This is a genomic window from Parvularcula maris (genome assembly GCF_024505085.1).
In the GTDB taxonomy this organism is placed as follows: Bacteria; Pseudomonadota; Alphaproteobacteria; order Caulobacterales; family Parvularculaceae; genus Parvularcula; species Parvularcula maris.
The window spans coordinates 22,647-45,113 of record NZ_JANIBC010000016.1 but is presented as its reverse complement, the minus strand read 5'-3'; the positions used below and the strand labels follow the sequence as shown (position 1 = coordinate 45,113).

The window sequence follows — 22,467 nt, the reverse complement described above, 5'->3', positions numbered from 1 at the left end:
GATCTTCCAGGCACCGCTAGTCCTGCAGGCAGCAATGCATTGTTACTCAATGTCACCTGAGGCGGCGGGGCCGCGCCCCTTCCGCGAACGCCCCGATTCCCGCCGCTGGCGGCGCAAGAGGCGGCGGCGTACACTCTGAGAAGGGGACGCTCGGCCCCTGCAACAATCGGTCCGAGAGAACATGACTTGCAAAATGACCAACTTCGCTCGACTGTCATGGTTTAGTCATGGAAAACCGGCGGGCAGAGTTTGAGTGTTGGTGACGAAGATCGCAGCGTAGGCGCCAATGGCGAGCGCTGGGCGGTGACAGGCGGTACCGGTCTGGTAGGCCGGGCCGTGCTTCGCTGTCTGGGCGGCAGCCCCGCGACAGCGCTCTATCGCAGCTCTCCCGGCCAAGCCTCCGCCGATTGGATGCGAGGCGACCTCGATGATCGCGATGCGCTGTCTGAGCTATGTAGAGAGGCCGATCGCGTCGTCCACATCGCTGGGTTGACCGCCGGATCCGATGAGGCGCTTCACCACGTCAATGTCCGCGGGGCCGAGAACGTCGCTATCGCAGCCCGTGAGGCGGGCGCCGGGCACTTCGTCCTTATCTCCTCTCAGGCGGCGAGGGAGCCTCAGCTTTCGCCCTATGCCCTGTCGAAACGTCTGGGGGAGGAGGCGGTCCTGCGTGCGGCAGGCCCGGACATGGCGGTCACCATCGTCAGGCCTCCTGCCGTTCTCGGTCACGATGACGAGGCGATGAGACCGATCCTCGCCTCGCTGGGCGCCGGTCTTCTCCCTGTCCCCAGCCTTCGCCGGTGGAAGGAGAAGCGCCTGTCGCTCGTCACGGCGGACGATCTGGCGCGGTTCGTCGTCAGCCTGCCGAAACAGCGGTCGAGCCATCCGGTGGAGCCTGCCACTATCGCCTCCACGAGCTGGTCCGACCTTGCCGAGGCTACAGCCCGGCTCTCCGGGCGCACCGTCAGAACCGTTCCCGTTCCCTCACCGATCCTCTATGTCGTCGGCGCCGCTGCGGAGCTTGCACGGGCCGCGGGGATAGGCGCCGGGGTCATGAGCCGCGGCAAGGTTTCCGAGATGCTGCACCGCGACTGGTCCGCGCGCTCTCCTGGCGAAGGCAGGACACAGGACCTCGCTTCGGTGTTGGCACCGTTTTTATGTCAATCGAATGTATCTGAGCTAGCGGAGATGACCCTCCGATCCGAAAGGCCGCACGCATGACCATCTTCGACAAGTTTCGTCCCTTCCTGGATCGGTACACGCTTGCTGAGCAGATGGAGACCAACCCTTTCGGGATGCCGTTCTCGGCGTTCACCTCGCCGACCCGCGCGGCGGGCAACGGGAGAAGCCTGGTCCTCGCGGGAACCAACAACTATCTCGGCCTGACCTTCGACCCGCGTGTGAAGCGCGCCGCGAAGGACGCCATCGACGCCTACGGCACCGGCACCACGGGCAGCCGCATGGCCAACGGCTCCTACCGCGACCATGTGAGCCTAGAGGAGGGCCTGGCCGACTGGCTCGGCATGCCCAGCGTCGTCGTCACCACCACCGGCTACCAGGCGAACCTAGCCGCCATCGCGACGCTGGCCGGTCCCAAGGACCTTCTGGTCATCGACCGCGACAGCCACGCCAGCATCTACGACGCCTGCACCATGTCTCGCGCGAAGATGGTGCGCTTCGCCCATAACGATCCCAAGAGCCTCGATGAGAAGCTGGCCAAGTACAAGGGCAGCGTCACCGGCTCCACCATCGTGGTGATCGAGGGGCTCTACTCCATGTTCGGCGACGTCGCTCCGGTCGCGGACTTCGTCGAGGTCTGCAAGAAGCACGGCGTCTATATCCTCATCGACGAAGCGCACTCCATCGGCGTCTTCGGCGAGGAGGGCAGGGGCGTCGCGGACCAGGCCGGGGTCCTTGACGAGATCGACTTCTTCACCGGCACCTTCTCCAAAAGCTTCGGCTCGGTCGGCGGTTTCTGCGCCTCCAAGCACGAGGATTTCGGCCGTCTTCAGCCGCTGATGCGCTCCTACACCTTCACCGCGGCTCCCTCGCCGGCGGATGCGGCTGCCGCCAAGGCGGCGCTGCCGATCGTCCGCGACGGCGATGATCTGCGCGACCGGCTTTGGAAGTCCGCACACCGCGTCCACCAGGGCCTCAAGCAGCTCGGCTTCGAGCCCTGCTCGCCGCCGAGCCCCATCGTGGCGGTGGAGATCGGCAGTGACATCGAAGGCATCATGTCGTGGACCCAGCTCATCGAGAGCGGCCTCTACGTGAACCTCGCTCTGCCGCCGACGACGCCGCAGAACGCCTGCCTCCTGCGTCTCAGCCTTTCTGCAGCGCACACAGAGGAGGATATCGAGACGATCCTCTTCGCCTTCGGCAAGCTCGCCGCCACCCGCGAGTCCATGGGCCAGTCCCACGCTGCCGAGTAGGCGACTGCTTTAGCGCCAGGCCCCGCTGCGGACGGCCTTCCACAGGAGGACCGGGGACCATAGAAGCGGTCTCCTCCTCTGGGCATCGGTGAGGTGCAGCCTGACGCCTGAATGCTTCTCGAGCTTGTCCAGCGCGTAGTCGACAGCGTGCTCGAAGGTCAGCGCCCCCTTGATCACCCGCAGGACTGTGATCGGTTTCCCCGTCAGCCTTCGGAGGAACCACCAGCCCCTCGCCGCTCTGCTGCGGCGACCCTGGGGAGAACGATACTGCCCGTCTTCATCTGGAGAGCCGTAGACGGAGGACACCATCCTCTCGAACCAGCCTGGGTTGCTGGCGACGATCTCCTCTGCACGCGCGTAGGGTCGCTCAGCGCGGAGTTCCGTGCGGTAGCACTGCGCCAGACCCTCACGGCAGAACTCACGCGCGGTGAAGGACGGCCCCATGAGCCCTTCGGTGGCCAAGCAGAAGCTCTCCATGCACTGGGCGAGGGCTGTGAGGATGCGTGTCCGTGTCTCCTCGTCACGGGCCTTCACCACCTGGACCGGCTGGCTGAAACGCCCCCAGATGCTCGTTCCTAGCTTGCCTCTCGATAACCGCTCGAAGGCCGAAAGGGTGATGACGGAGTACTTGATCGACACCGTTCTTCCGAGATCGTCCTCGGTGGTCAGCATGAAGACGTCAGGCGGCACCAAGCGAGAGGCCAAGCGGCGGAGAGGGCTTTCGTGAAAGGCTTCGTAGCTGTCGATCAGCACGTAGAGATCGACCATCTTCCCGGCATCGCTGCTGGCTCTGAGGCGCGAGCCGTAGAACAGCATGCCAAGGATCACCGCGTCGCTTTTCTGAAACACAGCCTCGATCGCCGCGGCTGCGGAGGCGGCCACTTCCGGCCCGCCGTCCTGCTGCGACCGCACGGCGCGGTAGATGGGCTCCAAGCTGCTCAAGACGAAGTACGGAAGATCAGGGGGCGGCTCGTGGTCACCTGGAGCGTCGCACTCTCGAACATCTCCCCGTCCAGAAGATAGGTGCCGTCATGCTCGATGGCCGCCGCCTCGACACGTTCACTGACATAGCCGTACTTCTCCAGCCCCGGCCCCGCCGCGCCGACGGCTGCCTTGGCCAGGGCGCCTGTCAGGTTGCGGCTCTCCGCCTTCGCCATCAGCATGTTGATCGGCCCTTCGCCGCTTCCCCAGAACGGGGCGAACTTGCCCGTCAGATGGGGGAGGGTGGTGAGGATCGAGAACCGGTGCTCTGGACCCTCGCTTGTGCTGTCCGTGTCCATCCGAAACGGCGTCGGGGCCAGAATGCGCCTGCGGTGCTCCTTGCTGCCGAGGACGGAGGATAGGACCGCAAGCGCGACCGAGCCCATTCCCGTCACGCCCCGCTCGTGAATGACCTCGCGGCAGTAGATGGCAGCCCGCGGGATCGACCCGCTGGCCAGAAAGAACCCGGTGCGCGTCTCACCGCTCGAGAGCACCAGGCGTAGGGCGGGAAGGTTTGTGTCTCTCCCCGTGCCGGCGATTAGCTTGGCGATTTTCTCCTCCGAACGGGACATGCCCAGGACGGAGGCCACGAGATCGGTGGTGCCGCCCGGCACGATAATCAAGCGGGGTAGGGGCTCGCCGCCGGGTACCCCTTCGAGGAGCGCGTGGGCGACGCCGGTCACGGTCCCGTCCCCGCCCTCCACCGCGATCGTCTCTACACGTTCCAGATACGGCCGTAGCTGCTCGGTCAGCCGGGAGAAGTCGGGCTCGATGATTTCGTCCTTCCTGCCCTTCAGCGCCGCCAGAAGGCTGCCGCCGCGTGCCACCCGCCCGGCGAGCGGGTTGATGACCATGAGGGTAAGGCTCATCGCTCGAGCGTTTCCTGACCGAGCCAGGCATAGAGCCCGCCAAGCGTGAGAAGACCGACGAGGATGCCGATGGTCGGCAGCACAGGCACGACCCCGGACTCGGCAAGGGACAGAAGCACCCCCTCGGCGATCATGTACCCGAAACCCACCGTCAGTACGCCCAGCATCGCGCCGTAGCCGCCATCGCTACGCCCAAAACGCTGCATCAGCGATACGGTGAGCAGTAGGAGCCCGATGGCGGCCAAAGGCCTGGTCAACCGGTGCCAGAACCACGTGTCGTAGCTGAAGCCGGGGCGCGCGCCCGATCCTGTCTTACGGCTCAGGCTCCACATGGTGGCCAGCGACACGTCCCTCGGTGCAGCGATCAGAAGGTCGAGGGAGGAGGGTGTTTGGGGAGAGGACCATGAGCTCCGGCTCGTCACCTCGTCGTCGCTGACCGTGCTGTAGGTGACGGGGTCGAGGAGCCGCCATTGGCGTGGTCCTTCGTAGACGGCTCCTTCGGCGAAGGTGACCCGCTCGACCTGGGCATCTTCTCCGAGCTCGAAGAACTCCACCTCGCCGATGCCGTCGGAGCGCCTTCGGCTGCTGATGCGGATCAGCGTGTCGTCCTCGACCAGCCAGAGCGGGTCATCGTCCGAGATCAGATTGGTGTCGTAGCCGGGGGCCGACCAGCTCTGAAGATGGGCGACGCTGCGCGGCACGGTGATGTCGATGAAGATGGTGGAGAGGACGCTCAACGCGGTCAGCGGCACGAGCAGCACGAGAAGCTGCTGCGCTGCGGACACACCGGATCCGGAGATGGCCACGAGCTCCCGCTGACCGATCAGGTAGAGATAGGTGAGGATCAGAGTGAGCATCAGCGTGATGAGCAGCAGGCGGTCGAAGATCACCGGCGCCCTCGCCAAAAGGTACTGAAGCTGGCTGCCCCCCTCGCTGGCGGCGATCTCCGATGCGTTGGAGAGACCGTCGAGAAGCGCCACCAGGCTCACCGCGCCCAAGGTGACCACCAGCCAGCGCTTGGCGAAGATGCCGGAGAGGTAGAGGGTCAGCCGCCAGAAGGGGGTCATGCGCTTCTCATCCGGCCGAAGGGCAGGCGCAGCTTGGGCAGCGTCATGCCCCTGGTCAGCGTCTCCATGGGCGGCGGCGCGAGGGTGTAGGCGGAGCGCCAGAAGAGCGCGCCCGAGGTGACGGCGACGAGCAGCACCACCGGCCACGCCCCTGCCCAGGGCGGGATGGCACCGGCGGCGGCGGCGCCTTGACCGGCCTCGAACAGCTTCTGGATCACGACCAGATAGAGAAGGCCGAGAGCCACCCCGCCCGACTGGTTCGAGCGGTTGGACACGAGGCCCAAAGGAACGGCGAGAAGCGGGAAGAACAAGATAGCGGCGGCCCGCCCGGCCCTGAAGTGGAAGGCGGCGGCGGCATCGTCGCGCTCTTCCTCGGGCAGCGCCTCGACGGCCTCCCCCCGAAGAAGCTCGCCCATGGTCAGTTCGCGCTCGTCATTGCCCCTGGAGCGGAACATCTCGATCTCGCGGTCGGTCCTGGTGGCGAGCCTGTCGAAATCGACCCGCTCATAGACGCCGCCCTCGCGGCTGGCCTCGACCGAGACGCCGCGCGCCAGGCGGAAACCGGTCTGGCGCGTCTCCTCGTCCAAGCTGATCAGTCCGGCAGGCGCCGTCAGCACCCGAACCCCGCCGTCACTGGTGCGCTCATAGATGAAGACGTCCTCGATCTCGCCGTTCTCGCCGACATTGCGGACGAAGGAGGTGCGGTCGCCGAAGCTGACGAACTCGCCCCGCTGGAACGCGCCCACCACGGTCTCCTGCTTCGCCAGATGCGCCGCCTCGCGGTAGCTGTAGCGGGCCAGGGGCTGCAGGTACCCCTCCACGATCAGCGACCCGATCGCCAGCAGCAAAGCCAGCACCAGGAACGGCCTCGCGATCCTCACCAGCGAGTAGCCCGTCGAGAGAAGCGCGGTGATCTGCTCGAGCCTGGAGAGCGAACTCATCCGGGCGATGGTGCCGATCATCAGGGCCGCGGGAAAGGCCAGGCCCAGATAGTGGGGGATGAGGTTCAGCATCAGCCTCGTGGCATCCCTCAAGGGTGCCGGGCTGGCGCTGGTGATCTCGATGATACGCAGCGACCGCTCCAGCAGCAGTACGCAGAGCGCCAACAGCACCAGGCTGCCCACCATCTTCGCCGTGGAGAAGAAGAGGTGCCTGTCGATGGTACGCAGGAGAAGCATCGGTAGGCTTTCCGAAGGTTGGTGGAAGCGCGCTTGTGAAGGACAGATTACAGGTCTGTCTTGGTTTGGGTAGCGTCTACGGCCTTACCCATAGAGCAAAACATTCGTTTCGAATCGTAAGGGGCTGTCCCGTCATGGAACGGCACCCGCCGTAAGACCGTTGTATCTCCTACCGTTACGCACTTCCCCCGGCGATCAAGGGTCCGATCGGGCGAGACGCCGCACCGGTTCGACGACCGTTGTAATGCGAGCGAAAAGCGGCAACTAATATGACGCTTCGATAACGACGAGGCGACAGTCTTTTGAATCCGTGGCGTGGTCCCACCCCCTTGGTGTGGCGGTTTGCAAGCGGGGAATGCGAGTGGTTGTGACACATTGGAAGGATCAGGAGCATCTCCTCGACCGCATGGACATGGCGGCGCTGAACCGCGCCTATGTCACCTATCCGGGCGTATGGGGCTACTTCCTCCTCACCGTTGCAGCAGTGGCGGCTGCCCTGACCATTGGGGGGATCGGCGTCTTCCAGGTGCTTCTGAGCGTCGGCGCCGTGGTGCTGCTCTACCCGCTGTTCTGGTACGTGCTGCACCGCTTCGTGCTGCACAGCCGCTTCCTGTGGAAGTCCGAGTTCACCGGCAAGGTGTGGAAGCGCATCCACTACGACCACCATCGCCAGCCGAACAACCTGGCCGTCCTGTTCGGCAGCCTGACCCACACCATCCCCACGGTCGTCATCCTGACCGGCTCCGTCGGCTTTGCCATTGGTGGCGTCGCTGGCCTTCTCTGGGCCAGTGCGGCGGGCTTCGTGATGACCATGGTCTACGAGTATGTGCACTGCATCCAGCATCTCGGCTATCTGCCGGACAGCAATTACCTGCGCCGGATGAAGCGCCTGCACCTTCTCCACCACTTCCACAACGAAAAGGGCAATTACGGCATCATCGAGTTCTGGCCCGACCGCCTCTTCGGCACCTTCTACCGCGAGGTCGGCGCGAAATGGCCGAAGAGCCCCGACGTCCGCAGCCTGGGCTATCATGGTGAGGTCGCGCGCCGATATCCCCATGTGGACAGACTCACCGTCGGCGAAGGCAAGAAGCCTTCGGGTGAAGCCCGAGCCGTTCAAGAGCCTGCGTGACCCGAAAGGTGGACGGCGGGCAGCTCGGACTGAAGGTGGTCCGCGTCACGGACCGGGCAGGGCAGGACGACTTTCTCTCCGTGCCCTACGGCCTCTACCGGGATGATGCGAACTGGCACCCTCCCTTGCGGATGGAGCGCCGGGAGCATCTGGAAGAAGTGCTCGCCGATCCGATGTTCGGGGACATGGCGCTCTTCGTCGCCTATCACGGCGAGAAGCCTGTCGGCAGGATCGCTGCCTTCCGCAACCACCACTACGACGCCCGGTACGGCGCCGGACAGGGGCATTTCGGCGCGCTCGATGTCGATCCGGACAATGAGGTCGCGCTCAAGATCCTCCTCTACGCCGCGGAGGATCATCTCCTGGGCATAGGCTGCCGGGAAGCGGCGGGTCCCTACAGCTTCTGGATCTATGACGAAGTCGGTCTTCTCACGGAGGGCTTCGATACCCCCGACATGCTGATGATGCCTCATCACAAGGAGGGCCTCGGCGAACGCCTGAGCGAGGCAGGCTACGAACCGGCAGCCGATCTCCTGGCCTACTATGTCGGTCTGCGCGACCACTATCCGCGCCCGCCTGTGGTCCAGCGCCTCTGCCGTACGGTGGAGAACGATCCCAATCTCCGTGTGCGCCAGGTGCAAAAGCCGGATTTCGACCGAGAGCTCCAGACCGCCATGGACATCTTCAACGATGGCTGGTCGGTGAACTGGGGGCACGTGAACTTCCCTCCCGAAAAGGTCGCGAAGATGGGGGAGAGCCTGAAGCCGATCCTCACCCCCGACCGCTTCTGGTTCGGCGAAGCGGACGGGGAGCCCGTGGCTTTCGTGGTGATGCTGCCCAACGTCAACGAGGCCGCGCGCGACCTCGACGGCAAGCTGCTCCCCTTCGGCTGGGCGAAGCTCCTTACCCGCCTCAAACTCAAGACGCCCAAGACCTCGCGCATGGCGCTGATGGGTCTACGCCGCGAGCACCACAAGTCGCGGGCAGGGGTGGCTCTCGTCTGCAGCCTCTTCGAGGCCGCCTTCGCCGAGGGGCGCAAGCGCGGCGTCGAAGGCTGCGAGCTCTCCTGGGTGCTGGAGCAGAACAAGGACGTCCGCAAGCTGATCGCCCTCTCAGGGGCGGAGGTCTACAAGCGCTACCAGATCGTCACCAAGAACCTGGCCGGACAGGCCTCGTAGCCGTGACGAAGTCTGTGCTGATCCTGGCCGGGCGAAGGCCTGGACCCGACCCGCTTCTGTCCGAGTACGGAGACCTCCCCTCCAAAGCGCTGATCGAGGTCGGGGGGCGGACCATGCTCTCCCGCGTGGCGGAGGCGGTAGGCGCGGCCCTCCCCGAGGCGAAGGTGCTGGTCTCCGGCCTCCCCGCGGAACGTGCGGAGCCTTACGGCGATACGGTCCGGGGCGGGGAGGGACCGGCGGCCGCCGTCCTGGCTGGAGCCGAGGGTGCGGCCTTCCCCCTCCTCGTCACCACGGCAGACCACGCCCTTCTCTCGGTAAAGACGGTCTCCCGTTTCGTGACGGAAGCGCAGGACCAGAAGAGCGATCTCGTCGTCGGGCTTGCCGACCGCCGGACGGTGGAGGCCCGTTTCCCCGGCCACAAGCGAACCTTCATCCGCCTCTCCGACCGTTCCTTCACCGGCTGCAACCTCTTCTACATGCGCTCCGAGAAGGCGCTCGCGGTCGCACGTTTCTGGAGGAAACTCGAGGCGCACCGCAAGAGGCCTTTCAAACTGGCCTCGGAGATCGGGCCGTCCGTCCTGCTCAGGTTCGCCCTGCAAGCTCTTTCTACGGAGCAGCTCTTCAGCCAGCTCGAACGCAAGACCGGCGTGTCCATCGGCGCGGTGTATCTTCCGGCCGAGGCGGCGGTCGATGTGGACAAGCCCTCGGACCTCACCTTGGTCGAAGAGATCCTGGCAGGCCGGGCATGAGGCGGCGACTATCCTTTGGGCCAGGCGCCCATCAGGACCTCGCGCGCGGCGTTCGCCACATGCTCAGGCGTCTGGTTCTTAAGGTCGGGCGGCCCTGGCCAGCCTGTGTCGGTGACCTCTACCCCCTCGAACGCCTTCGCCGCCTCGTAGCGCGGCAGCACATGGTAGTGGACATGGGGGTCCACCATCATCAGCATCAGATAGTTCATCTTCTGGGGGCTGAACGTTTTGGCGAGTGCGGCTTCGATATCCGGCACCACCGCCGCCAGTTCGGCATAGGCCTCCGCCGGAAGCGCGCCGTAGCTGGTGACATCGGCGTGGGCCACGAGCACCATGGCGCCGAGGGTCGCCTGCTTCGGTCTGATCAGCACCGACCAGTGCTCATACGCCTTGATGAGCGAGGCATCCCCGCCGAAGGCTTCATAGGTCGCATGGTGCGGCACAGCGTTTCTCCCCTCTCTTTTCACCGTACATCCGTTCTCTCTTCTAGCCCTAGCATGCTCTTTCAGGGCATGGTGACCGAAAACAGCAGAGCAAAGCCATGAAAGCCATCATCCTCAGCGCCGGGCGGGGTTCGCGTCTTCTTCCCCTCACCGACACTCTTCCCAAATGCCTGCTGGAGATTAGTGGGCGGACGGTTCTTAGCCTGCAGCTCGACACGCTGGCCGCCTGCGGGGTGAGGGAGGCGGTGGTCATCACCGGCTACATGCCGCATCTCGTCGAGGCGGAAGTGGAGAAAGCCTCGGGCATTAAGGTACGGACCCTCTTCAACCCCTTCTACCACATCGCCGACAACCTCGCTTCCTGCTGGATGGCGCGGGGGGAGATGCAGGGCGACTTCCTCCTCATCAACGGCGACACGTTGTTCGAAGAGGCGCTGCTGCGCGACGTGCTGGCCGTGCCGCCGAACGGCATCTCGGTGACCATCAGTAAAAAGAACGACTACGACGACGACGATATGAAAGTCACCCTTAACGGCGAGGCGCTGACGGCCATCGGCAAGACGCTCTCGCCCCAGGAAACCGATGCCGAGTCCATCGGTATGCTGCGCTTTACCGGCGACGGACCCTCCCGCTACGTGGCGGAACTCGAAGCCATGATGCGCACGCCCGAGGGGAACACGTCCTGGTTCCTCAAGGCCATCAACGCCGTGGCCGGTCGCGGCGAGCCGGTGACGACCTGCGACATCACCGGTAGGCAGTTCGCCGAGCTTGATACGCAGGAGGACTACCGCGCCCTCCAAGAGATGTTCCGCAGCGGAGAGTTTCCCTCTCCCGCCCCCTCCCGGTGAAGGCCAAGGGCCAGTCCTTTGCGGTCTTCGATCTGGACCGGACGATCACGAGGCGGAGTACCTGGCGCGCCTTCCTCGACTACGCTTCGAAAGGTCCGGTATCGCGGGGCGCCTCTCTCCTCGGGGAGGCTAGCGCTGCTCTTCGTTACGCCCTTGGCCAAGCGGAGCGGGAGGAGGTGAAGATCGCCGGTCTTCGCGCTCGCCTCGCGGGACGCTCGCGGGACGAGCTGAGGGCTCTGGCAGCGAGGTTCACGGAGGATGTGATGCAAACCGGCCTGCGCCCCTACGCCCGGCAGGCCATCGAAGCCGAAAGGGAGCGGGGCTCATGCCTGGTCCTCGCCACCGCGGCGATTGATCTGGTGGCGGACCGGTTCGGCCAGGCGCTCGGCTTCGACCATGTGGTCGCGACGGAGCTTTCCTGGAACGAGGACGAACGCCTGAGCCCTCATCTGGCCACACCGAACTGCTACGGGACCGAGAAAGAACGCCGGGTGATGGGCATGATCGAGCAGCAGGGCGGGACCCTCGACTTCATGGCCTCCGACCACCACACGGACCTTCCGCTTCTCACGAAAGCGCCGCGCGGTCTGGTGGTGAACCCGAAGCCGGGCTTCGCGCAGGAGGCCTCCGGTTTGGGCCTCGAAATCGCCGATTGGGAAACGCCCTAGGCTTCCAGCCAGGAGGTCTTCTTCTGCGTACCCGCTTGGACGAGCCGGACCAGGTGGAACAGCGTACAGACGATGGTCCAGACGGCCACCAGACCGAACCCCAGGACCGGTAGCCCGATGATCGCCATCACCATGAAGATGAAGGTGTTGGGGTTCCGCCGCGCAGTGATCTCCCGCATGAAGCTGTCCATCGGCTTCCAGACATGGATGTGGAAGCCGTGCACCCGCATGAAGATGCCCTCGATGACCCGCCCCAGGACATAGCCTACCAGGATCACCCAGAGCGCTTCATCTAGCCACGGTGCCCCATAGCCCAGCTTCTGCAGTCCCACATACCATGCCCAGTACCAGAAGGGGGGGTGGATGAGATCGATGCCGTGGTCGAAGACGTTGCCCCATTCGGAGCTCTGCATGGTGGTGCGCGCCAGCTTGCCGTCCACCGTATCCAGGAACGTCATGGCCCACCCCGATATAAATCCGAGAGCGAACTGACCCTGCCAGAAGAACCAGAAGGCGAGGATGACCAGCACCAGGCTCGCGGTCGTCACCATGTTGGGCGTCAGCTTCGCCTTGGCGCACCACTTGGTCACGTAGCGAGCGGGGACGGGCCAGGCATATTTGGTGACGAAGTCCGTCACCCCCTTGTAGGAGCTCTTGAAGAGCTCCTTCTCAGCCTGCGGAACACCTTCGGAGAGAAGGTCGATGGCGTAGGGTGTCTCGCGCTTGCGGAGCTGGTGGTTGTAGCGCCCGGCGAGCTCCTCGGCGTTCTGCGGGGTGAGACCGACGGCCTGCAAAGCGGCTTCGTCCGCCGACGGCGCATCCAAAGCTTCGAGCGCAACGCGGCGCTGCTCGTCGGTCGTGCAGTGGGCGGCCACCAGCTTCGCGTCGCCCGCGGCGGTTCGCTCTACGAGGGCGGCGCCCGGCTGCTGGACGAGAGCCAGGAGGAGCCCTTTCGACAGGACCCACCCGGCCGAGGCCACCATCGCTGCGTCAGCGCTTTCCTCCTGAACCTCCGCTCCGGCCGACCGCCAGGCACGTCCCTGCCACTCCCGCAGCGGCAGTCCGTAGAGCTCCACCGGAAGGTCGCCGTGAAGGGTAAGGGTAGGGCTGGTCTGAGACATCATCGAGGCGTTTCTGAGAGGGGCGAAAAGGAAGGCGAAGAGCTAGCCGCGCGGTCTGGCAGGCATGGTGAGGGCTGCCCCGATAGCGACCAGCAGCGTTCCGCTCAAGACTGCCGCTGCACTGCCGGTATGTCCGTAGAGCCGGGTCAGGGGCAGGAACGCTGCGACCATGACGACCAGCCCAGCAAGTTTCAGGAACACCGGAGCCTTCAGCTTTCCTTGCGCTGTTCTGGCGGAGAGGATGGGGCTGGCCACGGCCGTCATCGTCCCCGCCGCGACCAGCACGGCGGCGGTCATCGCCGCATCGCCATAGGGCGCGCTGAACAGGAACTGCATGACCGGCTCCCCGGTGAGGGCAAGCCCGGTCGCAAGAAGACCACCGGCAGCGGCAAAGGACAGCGCCGTCTTCGCCATCAGCGATCTCGAAGCCTTCGCCTCTCCAGTGGCGTCATAGGCGGCAAAGGCGGGGAAGATGACCCGGTCCACGGTCTTCACCGATTTCGAAAGAAGGCTCGCCACCTCTTCGGCGATCTTGAAGAGCCCTGCCGCCGCGGGTCCCGCGAAGAGGCCGACGAGGAGAAGCGGCAGCTTGCGGGTTCCGGCGTCGAGGCCGCTGCTCAGATTGGTGAGACCTGTGAACGACCACGCGCCCTCGACCGGCGCCTTGAGGCTAGGGGGCGCCGAGAACACCTCGCCGAGAAGCCCTCTGCGGTGGAGCTCCCTCAGCGCCAGGGAGATGGTGAGGAGATAGGTACCCGCCGATGCGGCGAACCACGTGGCGAGGAAGCCTCCGAGCCCCGCTCCCATGGCAGCAGCCGTGAAGCTGCCGACAAGCCGGAGAGAGGGCTTCAAGAGGGTGGATACCGCCAGCAGGTCGTACCGGCTGAACACCCGCAACACACCGTGGCTGGCCGAGGTCTGGCGGAACAGGACGAGGCTGAAATAGGCGAGGGCTAGGCCCGTCGAGACGCCCTCCAGCGCGCCCATATCCGAGGGAAGCAGCAGCAGGACTGCACCTGCGAGACCGAACGCCAGCACCGCTGCCAGCGCGTCGAGGGCGATGCTGAACCGCAACGTCCGGGCGAAGCGATCTCGACACCCCGAGACCAGCGCATGAGAGCCCTCGCGGACCACCAGGAGCCAGCTATCGAAGGTGGCGGTCTCGGTCAGGAACAGGACCACGCCGTGGAGGAACACCACCGTGCCGAACTCGGCCGTGGTCAGGCTTCGGGCGGCGATGGTGATAGCCCCGAGGGCCATGAGGCCGCCGATCGTGTTGGCCGCCCCCATGATCCCTGCATTGCGGCCGACGCGGTGTTGGGGAAGGGAGGGAGCGGTTGGGGCCGCCCCGGTCACTCCGCTTCCCGGAGGTCGATCACGATGTCAGCGCCGCCGGGCTCGATGGCGATCAGGCTCGGCTCGATGGGCGGAAAGCCGAGCCGCAGCTTGGGGTTGTTGGAGAGGCCGAAGGGCTCCTTCGGCATCTTGTTCCACTTCTGGTCGAGATCGCGATCACCGTCCTCGTCGTGATAGACGGCCACCGCCACGAGATCAGCGCTAGCCAGGTTCATGCAGACCGTATGCTCTCCCTCGCTCGCAGCCTCGCGAACCCGGCGCAGGCGGCCCTTCTTGCGAAGGAAGCCGCGCTGCTCGTTGCGGTAGAGCTCCACCGTGAGAATGCCCTCGCTGTGCTGTATCCCGGCGACCGTGACCCGAAGCTGCCGCGCGTTCTCATCACAAAGATCGCCGGCCTCGTCCGGCCTGATATCCAGCTCTTCAGCTAGCGCCCGGCCTGAGATGCTGCCGAGGGCGAGAAGAACGAAGAGGCATGCAGAAAGTCGTCTCATCCGGAGAGCCTAGCGCGGCACGAAGCCTGGCGCGAGCCCCATCGCACGGCTCGATCCTTATCCCTACGTAGCCTGCCGCCGGGTAAGGAAGACTTGCAGGCGAGCCCGTCCAAAGCTCGCCAACCGCTCCAGGCTGCCGGTCAGGGCGATGATGGCAGCCGCCCCCAAGGGAACCAGCCAGATCACCCTTGCCCCGTAACGGTGCACAGGCGCCGAAAGCGCCCCGCAAATGATGGCGTTGGCGGCGATCCCTCCTAGAATGATCGCGGCGAGAAGCAGCGCGCGGCTCCTTCCCTCCGCCCTCCCGGAGAGGACTAGGGCGAGCCCTGCCGCACCCAGGGCAAACCAGACGACGCCCGAGGACAGGGCAATGAACCTCCGAAGCGCCTCGCCCCAATTGCGCTCACCATCGGTGACGAGCTCTCCGCTCGGCTCGACCCGATGAAACAATCCGAACTCCGTACCCTTGAGCGAGAAGCGAAGCGACTGATCGACCACATTTTCGAAGGTCTCACCGATCTGCTCCAGAGGATCGCGTCGCATGGCGGCGGCGATGATCGCTCCCTCTTCGCGGCGAAGGCGACCCAGCTGCTCGGGGGTGGCGATCCGGCTCACGCCTCGCTCTCCCCAGAGAAACTCGCCCACATCGTCGGGAATATCCTCTCCGTAGAGCTCGCACACCACGTAGTCCGCATCGGGGCAGGCCTCGGTCAGGTAGTCATGCGCCGGGCCATCGGCGAGGGCGCGCGCAAGAACGATCGGGTACTGTTTGGGGGCAATGGACGGCTCCTCGAAAGCCACGAGGCCGCCTAGGACCGTCACGGCGATGGCCGCGCAGGAGCCGCCTATGGCGACCCCGAGACCTTTCCTCTGCTCACTGCGGAACCAACCTGGAACGAGGAGAAGAAGCATCACGCTGCCCACACCGAGCCCGATCGCGAGAAGCAGATGGCTGGCATGGAAGAGCACGGAGGCGATCAGCAGAACAGCGAGGCTGGTCCGCACCCACGGGACGATCGTCTTTCCGGGAACGGTCAGAAGCGCCCAAGCTAGGATCAAGATGCCCGCCCATATGTCGGGACCGGCCACCGAGGCTACCGGCCCGGCGGAAGAGAGCGCTGCCGCCCCCGCGGCGAGGGTCATCGGTATGCTGTAGGTCCTGGCCGTCACCGCGAACACGAAGCCGAGGATCGCCGCCTGTGCGCCGGCGAGAAGCCACAGCCGCGGCGCCGCAGACGAGAGGGTGTAGGCGAAAAGGCTGTAATAGGGAGAGCGTACGCCCTTGATGTTGCTCGCTGCACCTTCACCGGCAGCGGCAGCATCGCGTTCTGGCGAAGGGTCGGGTTCGCCTGAAGCCGGGCTCTGAACTTCGGAAGAGGGCGCGTCCTTCGGACTGGTAACGATGCCTGCGAAAGTCGTCACGATCATCTCCCCGCCCCGGTGGTAGGGGCCGAGGTCGGAGAAATGGATCGCGCCTCGGTTGAGCATGGCAGGCAGGAGGAAGATCAGTGTAAAGACTGCCGTCTTGATCCAGTCCCGACCGGCCATGTGAACCTCCCTAGCGTTTATAGACGAAGCTGTTCCCATGCCGCGCCACCTCGGCGAAGCCGTGCAGCTTTCGCAGCTTATGCCGCATACGGTGGATAGGCCCGAGCCCCGTCATGCTGGGGTGGAACTCGATCAGGATCTTCTTCACCGAAGAGAAGTCCGCGTAGTTGATCAGCTCCAGCTCGCCGCCCTGGATGTCGATCACCAGCACGGTCGGTTCGATGGAGGCGAGCTCTTCGGCGAAGGGAAGCACCGGCACCTCGACGGGCTTGGTCTCCCCGCCCGGATCGAAGATCGAGGAGCGTGAGAACTGCGTGCTGACGTGGAAGGTTCGGGAGCCCGCCGTCTCGCCCACCATGGCGACCTTGAGGGTGGGGCTTACGCCGTTGAGCTCGTAATTGTCCCTGATGAGGCTCTCGAGACCCGGATTGGCCTCGAAGGACGTGACGTTCTCCGAACCGACGATCTTGGAACTGAAGATCGCCACCATGCCGATCCCGCCGCCGAGCTCCAGCACGCGGTCGCCTGGCTCGAGGATGTCCTTGAGGATGAGCCGCTCGTGATAGGTGTGGCGCCCGCGCATCAGCTTGCGGATGTTGAACTCCGACATGCGCGGGTCGATCCTGAAGACCATGTCGTCGACTTCGAACGTGCTGCCGAAGGGGGGGAGGGGGGGCTCTTCCTTCTCCGTAGGCTGTCCCGGCGCCATCAGCCCCTTGATGCCGCGATAGACGGGAGGGCTGACCTGCTCGACCGCGCTTCCGATACGGCCTGCTAAGTGGTGCCAGCCGATCCTGGCGCGCTTCCGCCCGTAATAGTAGTTCAGCCCCATGGAGTGTAGTCCCACTTGCAGGGCGGAATGTTCGGTGGGTGCCATGATCTCGGTTCCTAGACGGCCTGCGTGAGGGTCGGTGAAAGCTTCGGGTTCGGTTCGGAGTGTAGGTCTTCGTCGTAGTAAGGCCAGCAGACAGCGTCCTCTTCGATGAGGCTGAGAAGAAGCCGCCGATCGCTGTTCAGCTTACGGTTGAAGAGCTGCTTCGTGGCCCCTGTGACGCTGAAGGCGATCTCGCTCGACAGGTCTCCCGGCAGGAGGTTGCGCGAGCGGTGGAGGAGCGGCTGCAAGAAAGGGAAACGGGCCAGCGGTCGTAGGAGGCTCGAAACCGCCCGCCGGTCGGCACTGGCGTTCTCTTTCTCCAGCGGGAGATCCTTGAAAGGTATGCCGAGGAAGCCGCAGAGGCGGCTGAGCTCTTTCTTCGGCTCCCTGAACAGCCCCTCCGATGACAGAACGAGTATCTGCCTCTTCGGAAACAGCTTCCGGTAGAGAGAGAGCTGATGGCCGTACTGGCTCACCGCCAGATAGCTAGGCTCCTCTCGAAGTGCGCGATTGGCGGGCCGCCACTCACGCCCGGTCACCATGCGGTGGCGGTAGTGAGAGGCCATGCGAGCCCAGGGCTCGCGGATGAGGTAGATCAGCTTTGCTTCCGGGAGTGCCTCGTGAACCCTCCGGGCCGCCCCGGCATAGACAGGGTCGCGCGTATAGGCGTTGGAGGCCTCGCCGACGATCTGATTCGGCCCTGCTTCGGCAAACTGGCGTCGGTACCAATCCTCGCCGAGGTGCCAGCGGTGCTCCTTGGTAAAGTAGCGCAGTTCCTTAGGCGCAAGGTACACATCCGTGTGCCGATCGAGGTATCCGGTGAGGCTGGTGGTGCCGCATTTGGTCCCGCCGATGATGATGAAATCTGGCTGCGCCATGCCCTTCCCCTCGCGCCCTGGGCGCGTCTCCCAATAGAAGTGTGCGCTACCAAAGCCGAGCTTGCAGTTCACAAGATCGGCATACCGGCAAGCGAGTTCAGGCGCTTGGGACTGAGCTTCACGATCCCGTGTCGCCGGTGAAATTCTCTGGAGCGCCCGTAACCACTGGAGGGCCGCTGGAGAACGGCGCAGCTTTACACCGGAACAGCAGATCCGCTGAGCGCAGTTGTCACCTGGGCGCGGGCTGAATCACCCAGAAGAGACCGCAGCGCACCTTTCGCAATGGATAGATTTGCGGTTGTGTGAGTTAGCGATTGGTAAAAGCTGCCTGCTCGTCCGGGCGACAGCACCGCTGGGGAACGAATATGTGGGATGGTTTGGACAGGCCTGACGAGCGCCGCCTCGTGGTTATCGGAGGCGGCCCTGCAGGGCTGACGGCAGCACGGACGCTGCAGAAACTCGATGCGAACTGGAAACCGGAGGTGTTCGAGGCCAACGCCATCGTCGGCGGTATCTCCCGGACGGAGAGCCACGAGGGCTACCGCTTCGACATTGGCGGGCACCGGTTCTTCACCAAGGTGCCGGAGGTGACGGCGTTCTGGAAGGAGATCCTGAAGGACGAGTTCATCACGAGGCCCCGCCTCTCGCGCATCTACTACAACGGCAAGTTCTACTCCTACCCCCTCAAGATCACCAACGCGCTCGGCAATCTCGGACCCGTGGAAGCTGCGCTGATCATGTTCAGCTACGGCAAGGTGAAGGTCTTCCCGCGCCGCCAGGAAGAGACCTTCGACGATTGGGTCACCAACCGCTTCGGCGAGCGCCTGTTCAACACCTTCTTCAAGACCTACACGGAAAAAGTGTGGGGCATTCCGTGCTCGGAGATCCGCGCCGACTGGGCCGCGCAGCGCATCAAGAACCTCTCGGTCACCAAGGCCGTCTGGAACGCGCTGACGGGCGCCAACGACACGGTCAGCCTGATTGAGGAGTTCGAGTATCCCCGCCTCGGCCCCGGTCAGATGTGGGAGGTCTGCGCCGACACGGTCGAGGAGCATGGCGGCTCGGTCCACCTCAAGCACAAGGTCGTCAAGGTCGAGCGCGAGGACATGCGCGTCACCCGCGTCCTGGTGAGGGACGATCAGGGCGAGGAGCGCTGGGTCGAGGGCGACGCCTTCGTCAACTCGATGGACCTGCGCACGCTTCTTCGGGTCATGGACCCGCCGCCGCCCGCCTATGTGATGGAGGCTGCGGAGAAGCTCAAATACCGCGACTTCCTCATCGTCACCCTGGTGCTCGACGACGCCGATCCGTTCCCGGACAACTGGATCTATGTGCACAGCCCCGAGGTGAATGTCGGGCGCATCCAGAACTTCCGCGCCTGGTCGCCGGAGATGCTGCCCAACGACCACACCTCGTCGATCGGCATGGAGTATTTCTGCCACGCTGGCGACAATCTCTGGGAGACGAGCGACGAGGAGCTGATCAAGCAGGCCGGGCGCGAGCTCGAAGCGATCAACCTCGCCCCCGCCTCGAAGGTGCTCGGCGGCAAGGTGATCCGTCAGCCTAAGGCCTATCCCGTCTATGATGGTGAGTACACGGATGCGCTTGGCATCGTCCGCGAGTGGCTGGACGGCTTCGAGAACTTCCAGACCGTCGGCCGCAACGGCATGCACCGCTACAACAACCAGGACCACTCCATGCTGACGGCCATGCTGGCAGCGGAGAACATTCTCGGCGCGGAGCACGACCTGTGGGAGGTCAATGTGGAGCGCTCCTACCACGAGGAGTTCGTGACCAAGAAGGACGATGACGAGAGCGACGGTCAGGATGGAGATACACCCAAGTACTCCGTGGTCATCCCCGCCCACAACGCCGAAAAGACGATCGACAAGGCGGTCAACGCCGCGTGTCAGGCCGTTCCGGCTCCTGCCGAGATCATCGTCGTGGACGATCGCTCCACCGACCGGACGGCGGCGATCGCAAGAAAGCTCGGTGCGCAGGTCATCTCCCATGAGCGGGCCAAGCCCCTTGGCCCCGCCCGCGCCAGGAACCTCGGTGCACGCCAGACGAGCACGGACTATCTTCTGTTCCTGGACTCCGATGTCGAGCTCGAGCCTGACGCTCCTTCGAAGCTGGTGCGCGAGGTCGCTTCGGATGATGGCATCGCCGCGGCCTTCGGCTCCTACGGGACCAGGCAGGCCTGCCCGAACATCGCGGCGCGCTACGCCAATCTACGGCACCACGAGTTCCACCAGACCGGGCGGCGCGAGGCGGCCACCTTCTGGACCGGCCTCGGCGTCATCCGCGCCAGCGCCTTCGCGGCGGTGCAGGGCTTCTCCGAAAGCATCCACAAGCCGGCCATGGAGGATGTGGAGATCGGCTACCGCATGCGCGATCGAGGCTACCGCATCCGCCTGGTGCCCGAGGCGCAGGGCACGCATCTCAAGAACTGGAAGCTGACTCAGCTCTGGCGCGACGACATCATCTCCCGCGCCATACCGTGGTCGACCCTCCTCGTGCACAACCGCGCCCCTGCCTCACTCAACGCGAAAGGCGCGGAGCGGGTGAAGGCCGTGCTCGCCATCATGACACTGTTCTTCGCCGGGCTGACGGTGTTCTCGCCGCCTGCCGGGATCGCAGCAGCAACCGCGTTCATCGCCTATGTGCTTTCCAATACTCACTTCTTCGGCAAGCTCGCGCGTCACGGTGGCCCGCTGACTGCGCTCGGCGGCGTGTTCCTCCACATGGCCTACCACACCTACTCCACGGCCACTTTCGGGCTGGCACTGGCGCGGAAGTGGCTCAAGCTTCCTCCGCTTACGGAGAAGACGCAGACCTGGGTCGCGAGGGCCGTGGCGCAGCCGAGCGGAAACCGAAAGCCATAGCGATATGGGACAACGCGATCAGCAGGGATCGCCCGAGACGGTGCTTGCCCCCGCTTCGCAAGGGGTGGGTGAGAAGCCGCGCGTAGAAGTCAGGCCTGCGAACACTCAATCCGCTGCCGGGCTGCCCTGCGTTCAGCTTGTCGCTGAGCTGCCTGGCGCCGATCCCGTAGCGGAAATGCTGACGCCAGAAGCTTCGGAGGGAGAGGTCGTGAAAGTGCTCGATAGATGCTTCTGGTACCCTGACCGTCTCGATGCCGGCGACGCGGCAACGGATGCAGAAATCCCGGTCCTCGGACGCGATGCGCAGGCTTTCGTCGAAGCCCCCGACGCTTTCGAAGACGTCTTTCCGGCAGGCGAAATTGTTGGAGGTGAAGAAGGCCGTATCGGTGTTGTCGGTCTCGTAGAGGAAGGTGATGATGTCCTGGCTCGCCGCCGCGTAAGGGTTGGAGGTGAGAGCGTTGATCACCGGACCTCCGGCGAGAACGTCTCCCCTCTCACTGAGCACACGGTAGAAAGCCTCGAGCCAACCAGAGACCGGGCGGCAGTCGTCATCGGTAAAGGCGAGAAACGTACCCGCCGCTTCCTTAGCCCCGCGGTTCCGCGCAGCGCCGGGTCCCTGGTTCTCCTGGCGAATGATCCGTACAGGAACCGGACTTTCACTGCCGATCGGCCCGCCCACAGGTTCGGGGGAGCCGTCATCGACGACGATGATCTCGAACGGAGGGCCGGCCAGACCGCGAAGGTGCGCGATGCAGTCCGCGATCTGCTTCGGACGGTTGTAGGTCGGCACGATGATGGAGAAGACCGGGCTCGTCATGCGGGTTTCTTCCTGGCGAGCAGCGCCGCCAGCCTTCGTTTGAGAGGCAGGGGAAGGGCGGTATTCGCCATATGAAATGCAAGCTCCGCCATGCTCGGCCTTCCTTCCCGCAGCGCTGTTGCGAGCAGCGGCAGGAACGCCCCCGGATCATTCGAGCGCGACGCCGCCAGGCTGCACGAGGTCAGCATGAAGGCGGCGTAGCTTCGGTCCGTGAACAGATGACGCCGCTCGCGCGCGAACTCCCTCTCCCACTGCCAGCGCGCCTGGTGGCTGACGCGGACGCGGCTGTCATCGACGGCGTAGACGGACAACGCCTCATCGCCTTCGGTGAAGGCCAGCGGCGCACCAGCTTCGGCCGCGCGCAGCAGCCAGTCGAGATCAACCATACGGGGCAGGTTCTTGTCGAAGGGCACATCATCGAAGAGAGCCTTAGCCGCGAGCAGCGTCGAGGTCTGCACGGCGCCCTCCACCGCCACGCTGCGGTGACGGCAGAAGATATACTCCGAGACCGGCTCGTCCGGCTCCGGGCGCCGCTGCGGCCAAAGAAGATGCTCCGCCTCGCTTCTCACCTCGAAGGGGCAGGACACGATGAGCCTCGGCTCGCCGACGGCGTCGTAGAGCGCCACTTGTTTTTTAAGCTTCTCCGGCTTCCAGAGGTCGTCATCGTCGAGCAGGGCGATCAGCTCACCGCTGGCCGCACGGATCGCATGGTTGCGCGCCTCGGCGTTGCCGAGCTGGCTCTGCGGTGTCAGCACCCTCAGCCGCTCCTGCGGAAAGGCCTTCAGCGCTGCCGCCGAAGCACTACCGCCGCCATCCACCGTGACCACCACTTCAAAATCCTGAAAGCTCTGTGCAAAGACGGACGTGACCGCTTCGCGCAGCTCCTCAGGACGGTTGTAGGTCGGGATGACGACAGAGACCCGCGGACTATCATTCATTCGAGCAGCGTACC

The 22,467-nt window shown here is 64.7% G+C and carries 21 protein-coding genes; 8 read left to right on the top strand and 13 right to left on the bottom strand.

Annotated features, from left to right (window positions below; all coding sequences use genetic code 11):
• Nucleotides 1–249: 249 nt before the first annotated feature.
• Together NOG11_RS13185 and spt are read left to right on the top strand one after the other, a co-directional pair.
• Nucleotides 250–1,221: an NAD-dependent epimerase/dehydratase family protein gene (locus tag NOG11_RS13185; protein ID WP_256620245.1), complete on the top strand. Its 972-nt coding sequence runs from the start codon at nt 250–252 to the stop codon at nt 1,219–1,221.
• Entirely contained in the window at nt 1,218–2,432 is a 1,215-nt protein-coding gene (gene spt / locus NOG11_RS13180; RefSeq protein ID WP_256620244.1) for a serine palmitoyltransferase, read from the top strand. The genes NOG11_RS13185 and spt overlap by 4 nt, the downstream gene beginning before the upstream one ends.
• 9 nt (nt 2,433–2,441) lie before the next feature.
• Here the strand turns inward: spt and NOG11_RS13175 are convergent, their stop codons facing one another.
• From NOG11_RS13175 to NOG11_RS13160, 4 genes are read right to left on the bottom strand one after another with little or no spacing between them, the layout of a single operon-like run.
• Nucleotides 2,442–3,374 (bottom strand): hypothetical protein, encoded by a 933-nt coding sequence (locus tag NOG11_RS13175; protein WP_256620243.1) that lies wholly within the window; start codon nt 3,372–3,374, stop codon nt 2,442–2,444.
• Nucleotides 3,371–4,282, bottom strand: coding sequence for a diacylglycerol kinase family protein (locus tag NOG11_RS13170; protein ID WP_256620242.1), 912 nt, complete (start codon nt 4,280–4,282; stop codon nt 3,371–3,373). The genes NOG11_RS13175 and NOG11_RS13170 overlap by 4 nt, the downstream gene beginning before the upstream one ends.
• Nucleotides 4,279–5,349, bottom strand: coding sequence for an LptF/LptG family permease (locus NOG11_RS13165; protein ID WP_256620241.1), 1,071 nt, complete (start codon nt 5,347–5,349; stop codon nt 4,279–4,281). Before NOG11_RS13165 ends, NOG11_RS13170 begins: the two co-directional genes overlap by 4 nt.
• Entirely contained in the window at nt 5,346–6,527 is a 1,182-nt protein-coding gene (locus NOG11_RS13160; RefSeq protein ID WP_256620240.1) for an LptF/LptG family permease, read from the bottom strand. The genes NOG11_RS13165 and NOG11_RS13160 overlap by 4 nt, the downstream gene beginning before the upstream one ends.
• Nucleotides 6,528–6,888: 361 nt before the next feature.
• Here NOG11_RS13160 and NOG11_RS13155 point away from each other — a divergent pair, with 361 nt between their 5' ends.
• From NOG11_RS13155 to mobA, 3 genes are read left to right on the top strand one after another with little or no spacing between them, the layout of a single operon-like run.
• The gene (locus tag NOG11_RS13155) at nt 6,889–7,659 is read left to right on the top strand and encodes a sterol desaturase family protein (protein ID WP_256620238.1); all 771 of its coding nucleotides are present in this window, start codon (nt 6,889–6,891) and stop codon (nt 7,657–7,659) included.
• The gene (locus NOG11_RS13150; protein WP_256620237.1) at nt 7,656–8,837 is read left to right on the top strand and encodes a hypothetical protein; all 1,182 of its coding nucleotides are present in this window, start codon (nt 7,656–7,658) and stop codon (nt 8,835–8,837) included. The genes NOG11_RS13155 and NOG11_RS13150 overlap by 4 nt, the downstream gene beginning before the upstream one ends.
• Before the next feature lie 2 nt (nt 8,838–8,839).
• Complete coding sequence (mobA, locus tag NOG11_RS13145; protein ID WP_256620236.1) at nt 8,840–9,586, top strand: molybdenum cofactor guanylyltransferase; 747 nt, start codon at nt 8,840–8,842, stop codon at nt 9,584–9,586.
• An 8-nt stretch (nt 9,587–9,594) separates the two neighbouring features.
• On the opposite strand, the gene NOG11_RS13140 is transcribed toward mobA, so the two are convergent.
• Nucleotides 9,595–10,029: an HIT family protein gene (locus NOG11_RS13140; protein WP_256620235.1), complete on the bottom strand. Its 435-nt coding sequence runs from the start codon at nt 10,027–10,029 to the stop codon at nt 9,595–9,597.
• Between the two features lie 98 nt (nt 10,030–10,127).
• Between NOG11_RS13140 and NOG11_RS13135 the strand changes: the two genes are divergently transcribed.
• Together NOG11_RS13135 and NOG11_RS13130 are read left to right on the top strand one after the other, a co-directional pair.
• Nucleotides 10,128–10,877 (top strand): phosphocholine cytidylyltransferase family protein, encoded by a 750-nt coding sequence (locus tag NOG11_RS13135; protein ID WP_256620234.1) that lies wholly within the window; start codon nt 10,128–10,130, stop codon nt 10,875–10,877.
• Complete coding sequence (locus tag NOG11_RS13130; protein WP_256620233.1) at nt 10,874–11,545, top strand: HAD family hydrolase; 672 nt, start codon at nt 10,874–10,876, stop codon at nt 11,543–11,545. The genes NOG11_RS13135 and NOG11_RS13130 overlap by 4 nt, the downstream gene beginning before the upstream one ends.
• Here the strand turns inward: NOG11_RS13130 and NOG11_RS13125 are convergent.
• From NOG11_RS13125 to NOG11_RS13100, 6 genes are all read right to left on the bottom strand, one after another.
• Nucleotides 11,542–12,669 (bottom strand): CDP-alcohol phosphatidyltransferase family protein, encoded by a 1,128-nt coding sequence (locus tag NOG11_RS13125; RefSeq protein WP_256620232.1) that lies wholly within the window; start codon nt 12,667–12,669, stop codon nt 11,542–11,544. The two genes, NOG11_RS13130 and NOG11_RS13125, sit on opposite strands and share 4 nt — an antisense overlap.
• Before the next feature lie 39 nt (nt 12,670–12,708).
• Complete coding sequence (locus NOG11_RS13120; protein ID WP_256620231.1) at nt 12,709–13,926, bottom strand: lipopolysaccharide biosynthesis protein; 1,218 nt, start codon at nt 13,924–13,926, stop codon at nt 12,709–12,711.
• Between the two features lie 92 nt (nt 13,927–14,018).
• Nucleotides 14,019–14,513 carry a DUF2141 domain-containing protein gene (locus tag NOG11_RS13115; RefSeq protein WP_256620230.1) on the bottom strand — a complete coding sequence of 165 codons (495 nt, stop codon included), beginning with the start codon at nt 14,511–14,513 and terminating at the stop codon, nt 14,019–14,021.
• A 63-nt stretch (nt 14,514–14,576) separates the two neighbouring features.
• The gene (locus NOG11_RS13110) at nt 14,577–16,061 is read right to left on the bottom strand and encodes a hypothetical protein (RefSeq protein WP_256620229.1); all 1,485 of its coding nucleotides are present in this window, start codon (nt 16,059–16,061) and stop codon (nt 14,577–14,579) included.
• Nucleotides 16,062–16,071: 10 nt separating this feature from the next.
• Nucleotides 16,072–16,938: an FkbM family methyltransferase gene (locus NOG11_RS13105; protein ID WP_256620228.1), complete on the bottom strand. Its 867-nt coding sequence runs from the start codon at nt 16,936–16,938 to the stop codon at nt 16,072–16,074.
• A gap of 11 nt (nt 16,939–16,949) precedes the next feature.
• Nucleotides 16,950–17,813: a sulfotransferase family protein gene (locus NOG11_RS13100; protein ID WP_256620227.1), complete on the bottom strand. Its 864-nt coding sequence runs from the start codon at nt 17,811–17,813 to the stop codon at nt 16,950–16,952.
• 365 nt (nt 17,814–18,178) lie between these two features.
• Between NOG11_RS13100 and NOG11_RS13095 the strand changes: the two genes are divergently transcribed.
• The gene (locus NOG11_RS13095) at nt 18,179–20,698 is read left to right on the top strand and encodes a glycosyltransferase (protein WP_256620226.1); all 2,520 of its coding nucleotides are present in this window, start codon (nt 18,179–18,181) and stop codon (nt 20,696–20,698) included.
• On the opposite strand, the gene NOG11_RS13090 is transcribed toward NOG11_RS13095, so the two are convergent.
• Together NOG11_RS13090 and NOG11_RS13085 are read right to left on the bottom strand one after the other, a co-directional pair.
• Nucleotides 20,631–21,515 carry a glycosyltransferase family 2 protein gene (locus tag NOG11_RS13090; RefSeq protein ID WP_256620225.1) on the bottom strand — a complete coding sequence of 295 codons (885 nt, stop codon included), beginning with the start codon at nt 21,513–21,515 and terminating at the stop codon, nt 20,631–20,633. The genes NOG11_RS13095 and NOG11_RS13090 overlap by 68 nt on opposite strands.
• Nucleotides 21,512–22,453: a glycosyltransferase family 2 protein gene (locus tag NOG11_RS13085; RefSeq protein ID WP_256620224.1), complete on the bottom strand. Its 942-nt coding sequence runs from the start codon at nt 22,451–22,453 to the stop codon at nt 21,512–21,514. Before NOG11_RS13085 ends, NOG11_RS13090 begins: the two co-directional genes overlap by 4 nt.
• Nucleotides 22,454–22,467: the final 14 nt, after the last annotated feature.